At 69.7% G+C, this 13,081-nt stretch carries 13 protein-coding genes; 6 read left to right on the top strand and 7 right to left on the bottom strand.

Annotation, left to right across the window (positions count from 1 at the left end; all coding sequences use genetic code 11):
• Nucleotides 1-98 precede the first annotated feature (98 nt).
• From K7G19_RS23635 to K7G19_RS23625, 3 genes are all read left to right on the top strand, one after another.
• Nucleotides 99-1,604, top strand: coding sequence for an acyl-CoA synthetase (locus K7G19_RS23635; RefSeq protein WP_226109465.1), 1,506 nt, complete (start codon nt 99-101; stop codon nt 1,602-1,604).
• A gap of 230 nt (nt 1,605-1,834) precedes the next feature.
• On the top strand, nt 1,835-2,776 hold the full coding sequence (locus K7G19_RS23630) for a tripartite tricarboxylate transporter substrate binding protein (RefSeq protein WP_149319761.1): 942 nt from the start codon (nt 1,835-1,837) through the stop codon (nt 2,774-2,776).
• A 261-nt stretch (nt 2,777-3,037) separates the two neighbouring features.
• Nucleotides 3,038-3,835 carry a hypothetical protein gene (locus tag K7G19_RS23625; protein ID WP_226109464.1) on the top strand — a complete coding sequence of 266 codons (798 nt, stop codon included), beginning with the start codon at nt 3,038-3,040 and terminating at the stop codon, nt 3,833-3,835.
• A gap of 192 nt (nt 3,836-4,027) precedes the next feature.
• Here K7G19_RS23625 and dapB read toward each other — a convergent pair whose 3' ends face one another.
• Together dapB and K7G19_RS23615 are read right to left on the bottom strand one after the other, a co-directional pair.
• Nucleotides 4,028-4,837 carry a 4-hydroxy-tetrahydrodipicolinate reductase gene (dapB, locus tag K7G19_RS23620; protein WP_226109463.1) on the bottom strand — a complete coding sequence of 270 codons (810 nt, stop codon included), beginning with the start codon at nt 4,835-4,837 and terminating at the stop codon, nt 4,028-4,030.
• A 290-nt stretch (nt 4,838-5,127) separates the two neighbouring features.
• A complete protein-coding gene (locus K7G19_RS23615; protein ID WP_053822624.1) occupies nt 5,128-5,577 on the bottom strand; it encodes an Lrp/AsnC family transcriptional regulator in 450 nt (149 codons plus the stop codon).
• 331 nt (nt 5,578-5,908) lie between these two features.
• On the opposite strand from K7G19_RS23615, the gene K7G19_RS23610 reads away from it, so the two are divergent.
• The 3 genes from K7G19_RS23610 to K7G19_RS23600 all read left to right on the top strand — a co-directional run bounded on the left by K7G19_RS23610 (nt 5,909) and on the right by K7G19_RS23600 (nt 9,130).
• Complete coding sequence (locus K7G19_RS23610; protein WP_226109462.1) at nt 5,909-7,075, top strand: saccharopine dehydrogenase family protein; 1,167 nt, start codon at nt 5,909-5,911, stop codon at nt 7,073-7,075.
• A complete protein-coding gene (locus tag K7G19_RS23605) occupies nt 7,072-8,592 on the top strand; it encodes an aldehyde dehydrogenase family protein (protein ID WP_149319670.1) in 1,521 nt (506 codons plus the stop codon). Before K7G19_RS23610 ends, K7G19_RS23605 begins: the two co-directional genes overlap by 4 nt.
• Nucleotides 8,593-8,881: 289 nt before the next feature.
• Nucleotides 8,882-9,130, top strand: coding sequence for a hypothetical protein (locus K7G19_RS23600; protein ID WP_149319669.1), 249 nt, complete (start codon nt 8,882-8,884; stop codon nt 9,128-9,130).
• A gap of 80 nt (nt 9,131-9,210) precedes the next feature.
• Here K7G19_RS23600 and K7G19_RS23595 read toward each other — a convergent pair whose 3' ends face one another.
• The 5 genes from K7G19_RS23595 to prfA form a co-directional block, all read right to left on the bottom strand.
• Nucleotides 9,211-9,810: a UbiX family flavin prenyltransferase gene (locus tag K7G19_RS23595; RefSeq protein WP_149319668.1), complete on the bottom strand. Its 600-nt coding sequence runs from the start codon at nt 9,808-9,810 to the stop codon at nt 9,211-9,213.
• Between the two features lie 16 nt (nt 9,811-9,826).
• A complete protein-coding gene (gene grxD, locus K7G19_RS23590; RefSeq protein WP_006577774.1) occupies nt 9,827-10,138 on the bottom strand; it encodes a Grx4 family monothiol glutaredoxin in 312 nt (103 codons plus the stop codon).
• A gap of 235 nt (nt 10,139-10,373) precedes the next feature.
• Nucleotides 10,374-11,267, bottom strand: coding sequence for a peptide chain release factor N(5)-glutamine methyltransferase (prmC, locus tag K7G19_RS23585; RefSeq protein WP_226109461.1), 894 nt, complete (start codon nt 11,265-11,267; stop codon nt 10,374-10,376).
• A 138-nt stretch (nt 11,268-11,405) separates the two neighbouring features.
• Nucleotides 11,406-11,732: a hypothetical protein gene (locus K7G19_RS23580; protein ID WP_006577776.1), complete on the bottom strand. Its 327-nt coding sequence runs from the start codon at nt 11,730-11,732 to the stop codon at nt 11,406-11,408.
• 194 nt (nt 11,733-11,926) lie between these two features.
• Nucleotides 11,927-13,009: a peptide chain release factor 1 gene (gene prfA / locus K7G19_RS23575; RefSeq protein ID WP_226109460.1), complete on the bottom strand. Its 1,083-nt coding sequence runs from the start codon at nt 13,007-13,009 to the stop codon at nt 11,927-11,929.
• Nucleotides 13,010-13,081: the final 72 nt, after the last annotated feature.

The following is a 13,081-nucleotide window of genomic DNA, read 5'->3' as shown; positions in this document are numbered from 1 at the left end:
GCCAGGCAATTGTCGATGGCGGTGCCCGCCGTTACAGTGACCGCTCAATATGACGGCGCCCGTGCCCGCACGCGCGCCTTGCGCACAGGAGCACTCGAATGGCGGCGGACCTCTGGTTCCAGGATCTACATCGCAGCGGCGACGAACTGCTGTCGCGCGGCAGCCGGCTGGCCGGCGGGCTGCGCGCGCTCGGCGTGGCGGAGGGCGACGTGATCGCGGTGCTGCTGCGCAACGACGCGCCGTTCGCCGACATCGTCCACGCCTGCCGTACCGCCGGCTGCTACTACTGCCCGATCAACTGGCACTTCACCGCGGACGAGGTGCGCTACCTGCTCGAGGACAGCGGCGCCAAGGTGCTGATCGCCCATGCCGACCTGCTGCCGGCGGTGCAGGCCGCGGTGCCGGCGGGCATGCCGGTGCTGGCCGTCGGCGAAGACGCCGCGCCGCCGGCGCTCGAAGTTCTGGCATACGAGCCCTGGCTCGCGGCCCAGCCGGCCTATGACGGCCCACGGGTCGCGCCGCGCGGTCACATGGCCTACACCTCCGGCACCACCGGACGGCCCAAGGGCGTGCTGCGCGAGGCCGTGCCGCTCGACCGGCTCGATGCGCAGCAGGCCGCAATGCGCTCGGTCGTGGCGCAGTCGATCGGCATCGTGCCGGGCTGCCGCGCGCTGATGTCGGCGCCGCTGTATCACAGCGCGCCCGGCGTGTTCATCCAGAACGCACTGCAGATCGCCGAGCGCCTGGTGCTGACGCCGCGCTTCGATGCCGAGGAGGTGCTGGCACTGATCGAGCGGCATCGCATCGATGTCGTCTACCTGGTGCCGATCATGTATGTGCGGCTGCTGAAGCTGCCGGATGAGGTACGCCGGCGCTACGACCTGTCGTCGCTGCGCTTCGTCGCCTCGACCGGCTCGCCGTGCGCGCCCGAGGTCAAGCGCGCGATGCTGGACTGGCTCGGCCCGGTGATCCACGAAACCTATGCGTCCAGCGAGGCGGGCATGATCACCGTCGCCACGCCCGCCGATGCGCTGGCCAGGCCCGGCACCGCGGGCCGGCCGGTCGACCAGGCCAGCGTGCGCATCCTGCGCGAGGACGGCACGCCGTGCGAGACCGGCGAAGTGGGCCTGATCTACGTACGCCAGCCCGCCTACCCCGACTTCACCTATCGCAACAACGACGCGGCGCGGCGCGCGATCGATGTCGGCGGCCTGGTGACGCTGGGCGACATGGGATACCTCGACGCCGACGGCTATCTGTTCCTGTGCGACCGCGCGTCCGACATGGTGATCTCGGGCGGCGTCAACATCTATCCGGCCGAGATCGAGCACCAGCTGGTGCGCTATCCGGGCGTGGCCGACTGCGTGGTGTTCGGCGTGCCTGATGACGAATACGGCGAGCGGCTGCTGGCGATGGTGCAGCCGATGCCGGGCGAGCGCCTGGACGAGGCCGAGATCATCGCCTGGCTGCGCGAGCGGCTCTCGGGCTTCAAGGTGCCGCGCACCATCGTGATCGCCGAGCAACTGCCGCGCGACGAGACCGGCAAGCTCGCCAAACGGCGTCTGCGAGACCAATACTGGCAGGGGCGGACGCGGCGCGTCTGAACGCGGCGGGCATCGCCCACCGGAACGCAGCACACCACGAAGCAGCACATAAGGAAGGAGACACCATGCAAGGCTGGAAAGCGGGAAGGCGGGCCCGGCGGGGCATCGCCGCGGTGGGGGCGAGATTGGCGCCGAGGTTGGCGCTGACGTTGGCGCCGAGGTCTGCGCGGCAATCGACGCTGAGGTCGGCGCTGAGGTTTGCGCTGAGGTCTGCGCTGGGTCTGGCGGCGATGCTGGCGGCGACATTCGGTGCGGTGACAACCGCAGGCGCGGCCTATCCGGACCGCCCGATCAAGCTGATCGTGCCATACACGCCGGGCGGATCGACCGACCAGTTCGGCCGCGCGCTGGCCGAGGGCATGAGCAAGGTACTGAAGCAGCCGGTGGTAGTCGACAACAAGCCCGGCGCGGCCACCATGATCGGCACCAACCTGGTCGCCCGCGCGCCGGCCGACGGCTATACGGTCGGCTTCGCGACCAACGGCAGCATGGTGCTGAACCCGATGCTGTACAAGAAGATCACCTACGACCCGCCGAAGGACTTCAAAATCTTCAGCATCGGCGCCGAGGTGCCGCTGGTGGTGGTCACCAATACGCAGGTGCCGGCGAACAACATCCGCGAGTTCGCCGCCTATGCGAAGAGCCAGGGCGGCAAGCTGAACTACAGCTCGGTAGGCCTGGGCAATGCGCTGCAGCTGGCCACCGAGATGCTCAAGACCGAGCTGGGTATCGAGCTGACCCATGTGCCGTACAACGGCAGTGCGCCGGCGCTGGCGGCGCTGCTCGCCAACGACGTGCAGCTGATGGTGGATGTAGTCAGCACCTCGCTGCCGCATATCAAGGCCGGCAAGCTGAAGGCGCTGGCGGTGACCAGCCGCAACCGGCTCGACGTGCTGCCCAATGTGCCGACGGTCGCCGAGAGCCATCCGAACTTCCAGGCGGCGACCTGGTTCGGGCTGGCGGTGCCGGCGCAGACGCCGCCCGAGGCCGTCGAGAAGCTGCGCGCCGCGGCGGACCAGACGCTGCGCGACCCGCAGTTCCGCTCGACCTTCAACGGCTTGGGCCTGCAGGTGCTGCAGCCGATGAGCCAGGCGGAGATCGACCGCTACGTCGCCGCCGACCGCGAGCATTGGGGCAAGGTGATCCGGGCGAAGAATATTTCGCTGGATTGAGGGGGAGGGCGGGCGCCGCGGGAGCGGGGCTCGGAAGCCGGTATAGTTGTGCGCCGTTGTCGCTCACGGCCGCCTGCGTCAGCCGCGCGGGCCCGCGGGCTCCGCGGGCGCTCGCGCATCGCCGTCGCCACGCCCGCTCAATGTGAGCCGCCGGCAACGCCCGCGTGGATCCGGGCGGGGCGATCGCTCGCGGCGGCGTCACATCCGGAACATCGGGCGGCCCGGCCGCTCCAACGCCCGACCCCAAAATCAGGAGTTTGAATGCGATTCCAACTTGCCGGCCTGGCTGTGGCCGGTTTTACCGCGGCCGGTGTGCTGGCCGCGGCGCCTGCAGTCCATGCGGCCAGCGCGGCCGGCGCGCAGTCGGCGAACGCCGCCAAGCCGGCCACTGCCGCCAACCCCGCCACTTCCGCGTCCCCTGCTTCCCCTGCGTCCCCCGCGACGCCGCCCGCGTCGCCCGGAGCCGACATGCTGGCGCCGCTGCTCGGCGCGCTGAAGATCGGCAATCCGATGCCGGATCTGCCGGACTGCGCGGACAAGCGCACCCCGGACGGCACCGATGTGACCGCCTTCTGCGTAGAAGTGCGTGGCGATGGCGCGATGCGCCAGGTCGGTGTGCCGCGCAAGCAGCGGCCGGCCTTCATGGACGGCCCGCATGCGCTGGCGGTGGTCGATCGCAATGCGCTGGTGGGCCTGATCGTGCCGACCGATGGCGTGCGCTCCGAACAGTCGACGCTGCGCACGCTGACCGCGCGCTATGGCAAGCCGTTCCGCGAGGAGCAGGTGGCGCTGCTGGACAAGGACGGCAAGACGGTCAACAGCGTCCATGCCGGATGGATGCAGGCGCCGCTGACCGTCGAGGTCTATTCGATTCCCGACGATCCCGACACGGGCAGCATCGAGCTGTTGCTGCCGCGGGCCCGCACCGTGATGGCGCAGAAGGATGCGGCCATCACGCAGCAGCTGAACCCGGGCGCCGCGTCGGCGCCGAGCGCGCCGAAGGCCGTGGTGCAGAAGCCGAAGAAGGGCGAGGGCGACGGCAAGCCGGGCAGCTGGTAAGCCCGGCCTGCGTCGTCCGCATTTGCTGTCGTTCCCGCGCAGGCGGGACCCCGGCCGGTTGATCGGGCGATGTGCCGGTTGCCGAGCAGAGCGAAAGTCGCCGGGCCTCCGCCTTTTGCGGGGCCCGGCGAACTTGGAGTCCCTGTCGGCGTACTGGGGGTCCGTGCCAGCCCATTCGGAGTCCCTGCCGGCCTACAGCCCTTCCATCACCTTGTCCAGGCCCCGCACGACGCCGCGCAGGGTATGCACCTTGCGGATCGCCAGCAGCGCGCCGGACACATAGGGCTTGGAGCCGTCGCCGGCCTCGTGCTTCAGATGCAGGCGCTGGCCGTCGGCGCCGAAGATCACCTCGACACCGAGCTGATAGCCGGGCAGCCGCACCGCATGCACCTGCGTGCCGGACATCGTGGCGCCGCGCGTCTCCACCGGTCCCTTGACCTGGTCCAGCGGCACCGTCTGCGTGGCGGTCTTGACCTGCCCGAGCCGGTAGGCCAGCTCGCGCACGGTGCCCGACGGCACGTCGACCTTGCCGGCCTTGGCGTAGTCGATGATTTCCCACTGGTCCAGATGGCGCGCGGCCATCTCGGCGAACTTCTGCAGCAGCACCACCGTGATGGCGAAATTGCCGCAGGCGAGCACGCCGCGGTCGGCCGCCCGAGCGGCGGCGTCGATCTCCGCATAGTCCTCGTCGGACAACCCCGAGGTGCCGACCACCACGTGCGCGCCCTGCGCCAGCGCCTGCAGGATGTTGTGCTTGGCGATGTCCGGCTTGGTGTTTTCGACGTAGACGTCGTACGGCGTGCCGGCCAGCTCGGCGATGCTGGCGACGGCCTTGCCCGGCGTGTCGGCGTGGCCTGTCAGCTGCGCCAGCGTCTGGCCGGCCGCGCCGCGCGACAGTCCAGCCACCAGCGTCATGTCCGGCGCGTGCGCGACGCCGCGCGCCAGTTCGCCGCCGGCCCAGCCGGTCACGCCGCCCACGGCGACACGGATTGGTGTGTTCATCGGGATTCCTCCTGAAGCGATGTTGCGATGCTGCGTTCTTGCGAACGGGCCGCCAGTTTGCCGCGTTTGCGCGATGTGCGCAGGCGGGCGCAGGGAGTGCGGGGCGGGGGCGCCGGGGCGCGAGGGCATCGGGACGCGGGAGCGCGGGGACGCGGGGGCAAGGAGACGCGCGGCGGGCGGGGACGCGGGGGCGCGGGGGCGCGGGCAAGAGAGCAAGAGGGCAGGAGCAGGGGCAGAGGGGAGGGGGCGGGGACGCCAAGGAGCCCCAATGCCGAAGCCGAGGCTGCCCGTCACCCCACCGGCCGCCGCCGGTCGATCTTGCGCGCCAGCACGATCGACGTGCTGGTGTGGTTCACGCCATCGAGCGCGCCGATCTCGTCGAGCAGCCGGTCCAGCCGCGCATGCGTATCGCAGCGGATCACCGCCATGTAGTCGACCGGCCCGCTGACCGAATCGAGCTCCACCACCTCGGGGAAGCGCTGCAGCGCGCGCAGTACCGTGGGCGCGGTCTTGGGCTGCACCGACAGCCCGCAGAACGCCAGGATCGCGTTGTCCTCCATCTGCTGGCCCAGCCGCACGCCATAGCCGGCGATCACGCCGAGCCGCTCCAGCCGGGCGATGCGGGCGACCACCGTGGTGCGGGCGATGCCGAGCTTGCGCGCCAGATTGGCGGCGCTGTCGCGCGCATTGGCCTGCAATAGCGACAGCAGGTGACGGTCGGTCTGGTCGAGGTCGGTCATGCGGTCTCCGTCTACGGGCTTCAGGCTGCGGGCTGCGGGCTCCGGGGCTCCGGGCTCCGGGCTCCGGGCTCCGGGCTCCGGGCTCCGGGCTCCGGGCTCCGGGCTCCGGGCTCCGGGCTTCGGGCTTCGGTCTGGTGCGGTGCCGGCGTCTCGTCGTTTCGTCGAGATACATCGTCGATTCGCCCGATTATGGCGGGTTTTCGTCATTGTTGTCTGTTCAATCCGACGGCGCGCGACACCATACTTTGGGTACGGGATGGCTCGATGCGCCGGCACCCGGCCATCCCGCGCGACATTGGCACGCTTCCATTTCCCGCGTCGGAGGACCGTCATGAACAACAACCTTTCCTTCCCTTCGGCTCGTTCCGGTGCGGCGCTGCCCGTCACCGTGCTCGGTGCCGGCAAGATCGGCCGCACCATCGCCGCCATGCTGCAGGACAGCGGCGACTACGCGGTGACCGTGGTCGACCGTTACCGCGACGCGCTCGACGCGCTGCCAGCGGGCGTCTCCACCCGCGTGGCCGACCCGTTGGAACGACAGGCGTGCATGGAAGCGCTGGCCGGCGCGGCCGCGGTGATCAATGCCTTGCCCTTCCATGCGGCGGTGCCGGTCGCGACGGTCGCCGCCGAACTGGGCGTGCACTATTTCGACCTGACCGAGGACGTCGCGGCCACGCGGGCGATCCGCGCGCTGGCCGCCGATGCGCGGGCCGTGCTGATGCCGCAGTGCGGGTTGGCGCCGGGCTTCATCGGCGTGGTCGGCCACGACCTGGCGCAGCGCTTCCTGCGCGGCGGCGGCCAGCTGCTCGACCTGCGCATGCGCGTCGGCGCGCTGCCGCGCTATCCGAACAATGCGCTGAAGTACAACCTGACCTGGAGCACCGAGGGGCTGATCAACGAGTACTGCAATCCCTGCGAGGCGATCGTCGATGGGCGCCGCGTCGAGGTGCCGGCGCTCGAGGGGCTGGAGAGCTTCGCGCTGGACGGCATTGAGTACGAGGCCTTCCATACCTCGGGCGGGCTCGGTACGCTGCCCGAAACGCTGGCCGGGCGCGCCCGCCACGTCGACTACAAGTCGATCCGCTATCCTGGCCATTGCGCGGTGATCAAGCTGCTGCTCGACGATCTGCGGTTGCGCGAACGGCGCGACTGGCTGCGCGAGATCTTCGACAGCGCGATTCCGCTGACCGAGCAGGACGTGGTGGTGGTGTTCGCCAGCGCCACGGGCCGCACGGCTGGCGAGGACGGACGCCTCGGCCCGCTGACGCAGGCCTCGTTCTCCGCCCGCATCGGCGGCGCCGAGGGCGAGCACGGCCATCTGAACGCGATCCAGCTGACCACCGCCGCGGGCGTCTGCGCCGCGCTCGACATGGTGATCGCCGGCCAGTTGCCGCAACGGGGCTTCGTCCGCCAGGAGGACATGCGGCTCGAGGCCTTCCTCGCCAACCGTTTCGGCAGGCACTACACCTGCCATCCGCTACAGGAGGCCCTCGCATGAAAGCCGACGCATTCGAGCGCTGCTGGCGCGCCATCGGCCAGCCCATTCCCTGGCGCGACGGGCCCGGCGGCCACGGCGCGCTGCCGGCACGCTCGCCGATCGACGGCGAGGTGTTCGGGCATATCGCCGCGTGCAGCGCCGACGAGGCGGACGCGCGCATCGCGCAGGCGCACGCCGCGCAGAGCGGCTGGGCGCTGGTGCCCGCGCCCGTGCGCGGCGAGGTGGTGCGGCGCTTGGGCGAGGTGCTGCGCGAACATCGAAGCGCGCTTGGCGAACTGGTCTCGCTCGAGACCGGCAAGATCCTGCAGGAAGGGCTGGGCGAAGTGCAGGAGATGATCGACATCTGCGACTTCGCGGTCGGCCTGTCGCGCCAGCTGCATGGACTGACGATCGCCAGCGAGCGGCCGCAGCATGCGATGCGCGAGACCTGGCATCCGTTCGGTGTCTGCGGCGTGATTTCGGCGTTCAACTTCCCGGTGGCGGTGTGGGCGTGGAATGCCGCGCTGGCGCTGGTGTGCGGCAACGCGGTGGTATGGAAGCCGTCGGAGAAGACGCCGCAGTGCGCGCTGGCGGTGCAGGCGCTGCTCGATCGCGTGATCGAAGCCACGGCGCCCGAGCACGTGGGCATCGCCACCGTGCTGTGCGGCGGGCGGCAACTCGGCGAACGGCTGGTCGCGCATCCCCATGTGCGGCTGGTCAGCGCCACCGGGTCGACGCGGATGGGACGGGAGGTGGGCATCGCCTGCGCCGGCCAGTTCAAGCGCAGCATCCTCGAACTCGGCGGCAACAACGCGGCCATCGTGGCGCCGTCGGCCGACCTGTCGTTGACGCTGCGCGCGATGACCTTCGCCGCGGCCGGTACCGCCGGGCAGCGCTGCACCACGCTGCGCCGCGCCTTCGTCCATGTCGACCTGTTCGACACGGTGCGCGAGCAGTTGACGCAGATCTTCGCGCGGCTGCCGGTCGGCGATCCGCTGGAAGCGGGCACGCTGGTCGGCCCGCTGATCGACCGCGCCGCGGGCGACAACATGGCCAACGCGCTCGCCAGCTGCCGCGCCCAGGGCAACGCGGTGCATGGCGGCGAACGGCTGCTGGCCGATCGCTATCCGCATGCCTGCTATATGCGGCCGGCGCTGGTGGTCACCGATACGCAGCACGACACCATGTTGACCGAGACCTTTGCGCCGATCCTGTACCTGATGCCGTACACCTCGCTGGAGGAGGCCATCGCGCTGAACAACGCGGCGGCGCACGGCCTGTCGTCGTGCATCTTCACCGAGTCGCTGCGCGAGGCCGAGCGCTTCCTGTCGTCGGCCGGCAGCGACTGCGGCATCGCCAACGTCAATATCGGCACCAGCGGCGCGGAGATCGGCGGCGCCTTCGGCGGCGAAAAGGCGACCGGCGGCGGGCGCGAATCCGGCTCGGATGCCTGGAAGGGCTATATGCGGCGGGCGACCAATACGATCAACTACGGCGACGCGCTGCCGCTGGCGCAGGGCATCCGCTTCGATCTGTGAGGCGGGCGAAGGCGGGCGAAGGCGGGCGGAGGCGGGCGGAGGCGGGCGGAGGCGGGCGAAGGCGGGCCGCTGCAAGGGTTAACGAGGGTTACCGCGGCGGCGCGTCCTTCTAGGTGCGTCTTCCCTCTCCGGTCCGTGTCCAGTCCCTGTCCGGTCCTATGCCGAACCGCGGTCGGGCTTGGCCCCCCGGCTTGTAGGGAACGGTAACGTGGGTTACAGGGCCCTGACCCCGTATTACCAAGCCGCCCCGTATAACGGCGTCATCGATTCCGTATAACAGGGGCAAAAAATGAAAGCGTGGTTGGCAGGTCTGGGGGCAGTGGCGGCGGCAGGCTTGTCCGGCTGCGCCGTCTACCCGGCGCCGGTCGATGCCGGCGTCACGGTCGGCGTGGGGGCACCCGTCTATGTCGCGCCGCCGCCGGTGGTGGTCGCGCCGCGGCCTTACTACTACGGCTATCCGTACCGCGGCTATTACCGCGGCGGACACGGCCACTGGCATGGGCATGGCCACGGCCATGGACGGGGGCACTGGCGCTGAGCGCGGAAGCGTAAAAGCGTTAAAGCGTCAGAACGGGAGGGTGGCCGCCGTGGCCGGCGAGGCGCCGCGATGCGTGCGGCTCAGATCTGTCCATTCAGGCCGGCCCAGCTCGGCGCCAGCGTCTGCGGCACATCGATCAGGTCGAGCACGCGGCCGATCGTATGGTCGACCAGCTGCGCGATGGTATCGGGCTTCTGATAGAAGCCCGGTACCGGCGGAAAGACGATGCCGCCCATTTCGGTGACGGCAGTCATATTGCGCAGATGCGCCAGGTTCAGCGGCGTCTCGCGCACCATCAGCACCAGCTTGCGGCGCTCCTTCAGCGTGACGTCGGCCGCGCGGGTGATCAGGTTGTCGGACAGGCCATGCGCGATCGCGGCGAGCGTGCGCATCGAGCACGGCGCGATCACCATCGCCTGCGCGCGGAACGAGCCGCTGGCGATGGTCGCGCCGATATCGCGCACGTTGTGCACCACGTCGGCCAGCGCCTCGGCCTCGGCCTTGCCGATGTCCAGTTCGTGCTGCAGGTTCATCACGCCCGCCGGCGAGATCAGCAGATGCGTCTCGACGTCGGCGACCGCGCCCAGCACCTGCAGCAGGCGCACGCCATAGACGGCGCCGGTGGCACCGGTGATCGCGACGATCACGCGCCGCGGCGCGGCGGCGGGCCCGGCGCTCATCGCGGGCTCCAGAACCTCAGCCCTTCAGCAGGGTTTGCAGCTCGCCGCTCTGGTACATCTCCATCATGATGTCCGAGCCCCCGACGAATTCGCCGTTGACGTAGAGCTGGGGAATGGTCGGCCAGTTGGCGTATTCCTTGATGCCCTGGCGGATGCCGTCGTCTTCCAGCACGTTGACCGTCATCGGCGCGTCGACGCCGCAGGCCTTCAGGATCTGGATCGCGCGGCCGGAGAAACCGCACATCGGGAACTGCGCCGTGCCCTTCATGAACAGCACGACGGGATGGCCCTTGACGATCTGGTCGATCTTTTGTTGCACGTCACTCATGATTTTCGCTTCGGAAGGTTGGCGCTGAGGCGAACCGCGCGCCATGGAATCGGAGACGCGCGCCGGCCGATGGGATGAAAAGCCGAAGGGTGGCGCGCGGGATCGGGAAGATTCTACCGGATTCGGACTGCGGCTTCAGGCGCTGGACCCGCGCCGGGGCCTCGTTGAACCCGGCCTCGGGCGCGTGGACGCCGGCCCTCTGCCCGGCCCTGTACCTGGCCGTCTACCCAGTCCTCTACCCGGCGTTCCCGCCCGGCCACCGCCCGCCGCTGCAGCGTTCGTTGCCGCCCAGGTCGCGCTCGGTGAAGACCTCGGCAAAGCCCGCATCGCGCAGCAATTGCCGGGCCGCCTCGCCCTGGTCGAAGCCATGCTCCATCAGCAGCCATCCTCCCGCTTCCAGATGCGCGCCGGCGCCGGCGACGATGGTCGCGAGGTCGGACAGCCCGTCCCCATGGTCGGTCAGCGCATCGACCGGCTCGAAGCGCAGGTCGCCGCTGGACAGGTGCGGATCGCCGGCCGCGATATAGGGCGGGTTGCTGACGATCAGCGTGAAGCGGGCGTCGGCCGGCACGGCCGCATACCAGTCGGATGCGAGGAAGCGGACGTTGTCGGCGCGCAGCGCCGCCGCGTTGGCGCGCGCAATATCGAGCGCGGCAGGCGAGATGTCCGTTGCCCAGACCTGCGCATCGGGCCGTTCGCAGGCCAGCGTGATGGCGAGGATGCCGGAGCCGGTGCCCAGATCCAGCACCCGCGGCGCCTGCGTGCCGGTCAGGCGCACGAGGGCCGCCTGCACCGCGATCTCGGTGTCCGGGCGCGGGATCAGCACCGCGGGACTGACGTGGAACGGACGGCCGTAGAACTCGCGCTCGCCGACCAGATAGGCCATCGGCTCACCCGCCAGCCGCCGTGCGAGCAGCGCGGCGAGCGCGGCATGCTGGGCGGCGTCGAGCGGCTGCGTATCGCGTGTGATCAGCTGGGTGCGGGTCAGGCCCGTCACGTGGGTCAGCAGCATGCGCGCTTCCAGCGCCGGCAGCCCGGCCTGCGTCATGGCGGCGAGGGCCTCGCGCAGCGTCGCCTGCGCCGGCAGGGGGCCGGCGGGGAGCGGTGCGGAGGACGGGGAATCGGTCATCGGAGCAGTCGGAGGTGAAGCGCGCGAGGGCGAGAGTATTGGCCGCGGCGCCAAGCGCCATGCGCCATGCGCCTTCAAAAGAGAAGAGCCCCGCCGGCGCACTGCCGTGGCGGGGCTCGGTACGGCGCGGGCGACGGCTTAGTTCTTGGTCGCTTCCTTGGCCTTGTCGGCGGTCTCGTTGACCGCGTTGCTGGCGGCGTCCTTGGCGTTCGCCATGGCGGCAGCCGCCTCGTCCTTGGCGCGCTCGGCGGCGGCGGACACGTCCGAAGCTGCGTTGCTGGCCGCGGCCTTGGCGGCGTCGGCGGCGGATTCCGCAGCCGCGGCGGCGTCGCTGGCGGCGGACTTCGCCGATTCGGCGGCGCTCGCCATCGCGCTGTCGACGTTCGACGAGGCGGGGGCTTCATCCTTCTTGCCGCAAGCAGCCACTGCAGCGGTGACCATCAACAACGCAAGCAGTTTCTTCATGATTTCGTCCTTTTGTCCGTTATCGAGAAAAGACTCGCCCGGTATTTGTGCCGGGTTAGCCGTTTCCGATTATAGCGACCAACCATGTCGTTACCATGGCTGTTTCAGGCATTTACAAGAAATACAAGTATTTTGCCGGCGGAAAACAACCGTAGCGATTATCGCCGCCGGTATTTACGCGTCTTTATGCCTCGTTACGCGTCTTCACCCAGCGCCGCCAACTGATCGGCCTGGTGCTCGGCCGCCAGCGCTCCCACCAATTCGTCGAGATCGCCGTCCATGATCATGTCGATCTTGTACAGCGTCAGATTGATGCGATGGTCGGTCACCCGGCCCTGCGGGAAGTTGTACGTGCGGATGCGGTCGCTGCGATCGCCCGAGCCGATCAGATTGCGGCGCGTGGTGGCTTCCTTCGCCTGCGCCGCGCGCAGTTGCATGTCCTTGAGCCGGGCCGCCAGTACCTTCATCGCCTTGTCCTTGTTGCGATGCTGGCTCCGGTCGTCCTGGCATTCGACCACGATGCCGGTCGGCAGGTGGGTCAGCCGCACCGCCGAATCGGTCTTGTTGATGTGCTGGCCGCCGGCGCCCGAGGCGCGGAAGGTGTCCACGCGCAGATCGCCCGGATTGATCTCGATCTCGCCGAGCTCGTCGGCCTCGGGCATCACCGCGACCGTGCAGGCCGAGGTATGGATGCGGCCCTGCGCCTCGGTGGCCGGCACGCGCTGCACGCGATGGCCGCCCGATTCGAACTTCAATCTGGAGAACGCCGCCTCGCCCGCGATGCGGACGATCACTTCCTTGTAGCCGCCCAGGTCCGACGGCGATTCGCTCATGATCTCGACCTGCCAGCGCTGCCGCTCCGCATAGCGCGTGTACATCCGCAGCAGGTCGCCGGCAAACAGCGCGCTTTCCTCGCCGCCGGTGCCGGCGCGGATTTCCAGGATCAGGTTGCGGTCGTCGTTGGGGTCCTTGGGCAGCAGCAGCGTCTGCAGGCTGGCCTCCAGTTGTTCGAGCCTGGCGCGCGCGGCATCGATCTCGTCGCTGGCGAAGGCCTTCATCTCCGGGTCGTCGAGCAGCGCCTGCGCGGTGGCCAGATCGTCCTGCGCCTGCCGGTAGTGCGCATATTGCTCGGCCACCGGCGACAGCTCGGCATGCTCGCGCGTCAGCTTGCGGTACTGCTCCATGTTCGCGGTCGCGTCCTCGCGCGCGAGCAGGGCGTTGACTTCGTCGAGGCGCTCGGCCAGTTGGTCGAGCTTGGCTTGCATGCTGGCTTTCATCGGAATCCGGATTTGGCGTCTTGGTGCGGGGCGCCGCCTGATGCGGGCGGATGCCGCAGGGGCGGGGCGCGG

Origin of the sequence: Cupriavidus sp. DB3 (assembly GCF_020418465.1) — a bacterium.
Lineage (GTDB): Bacteria > Pseudomonadota > Gammaproteobacteria > Burkholderiales > Burkholderiaceae > Cupriavidus > Cupriavidus cauae.
Note: the sequence above shows the minus strand (reverse complement) of the source record. Positions and strands in the feature narration are given on the sequence as shown.

Excerpts from the sequence above, each read along its gene's own strand:
- K7G19_RS23635 (WP_226109465.1), top strand. The coding sequence starts at position 99 with ATGGCGGCGGACCTCTGGTTCCAGGATCTACATCGCAGCGGCGACGAA.
- K7G19_RS23630 (WP_149319761.1), top strand. The coding sequence starts at position 1,835 with ATGCTGGCGGCGACATTCGGTGCGGTGACAACCGCAGGCGCGGCCTAT.
- K7G19_RS23625 (WP_226109464.1), top strand. The coding sequence starts at position 3,038 with ATGCGATTCCAACTTGCCGGCCTGGCTGTGGCCGGTTTTACCGCGGCC.
- dapB (WP_226109463.1), bottom strand. The coding sequence starts at position 4,837 with ATGAACACACCAATCCGTGTCGCCGTGGGCGGCGTGACCGGCTGGGCC.
- K7G19_RS23615 (WP_053822624.1), bottom strand. The coding sequence starts at position 5,577 with ATGACCGACCTCGACCAGACCGACCGTCACCTGCTGTCGCTATTGCAG.
- K7G19_RS23610 (WP_226109462.1), top strand. The coding sequence starts at position 5,909 with ATGAACAACAACCTTTCCTTCCCTTCGGCTCGTTCCGGTGCGGCGCTG.
- K7G19_RS23605 (WP_149319670.1), top strand. The coding sequence starts at position 7,072 with ATGAAAGCCGACGCATTCGAGCGCTGCTGGCGCGCCATCGGCCAGCCC.
- K7G19_RS23600 (WP_149319669.1), top strand. The coding sequence starts at position 8,882 with ATGAAAGCGTGGTTGGCAGGTCTGGGGGCAGTGGCGGCGGCAGGCTTG.
- K7G19_RS23595 (WP_149319668.1), bottom strand. The coding sequence starts at position 9,810 with ATGAGCGCCGGGCCCGCCGCCGCGCCGCGGCGCGTGATCGTCGCGATC.
- grxD (WP_006577774.1), bottom strand. The coding sequence starts at position 10,138 with ATGAGTGACGTGCAACAAAAGATCGACCAGATCGTCAAGGGCCATCCC.
- prmC (WP_226109461.1), bottom strand. The coding sequence starts at position 11,267 with ATGACCGATTCCCCGTCCTCCGCACCGCTCCCCGCCGGCCCCCTGCCG.
- K7G19_RS23580 (WP_006577776.1), bottom strand. The coding sequence starts at position 11,732 with ATGAAGAAACTGCTTGCGTTGTTGATGGTCACCGCTGCAGTGGCTGCT.
- prfA (WP_226109460.1), bottom strand. The coding sequence starts at position 13,009 with ATGAAAGCCAGCATGCAAGCCAAGCTCGACCAACTGGCCGAGCGCCTC.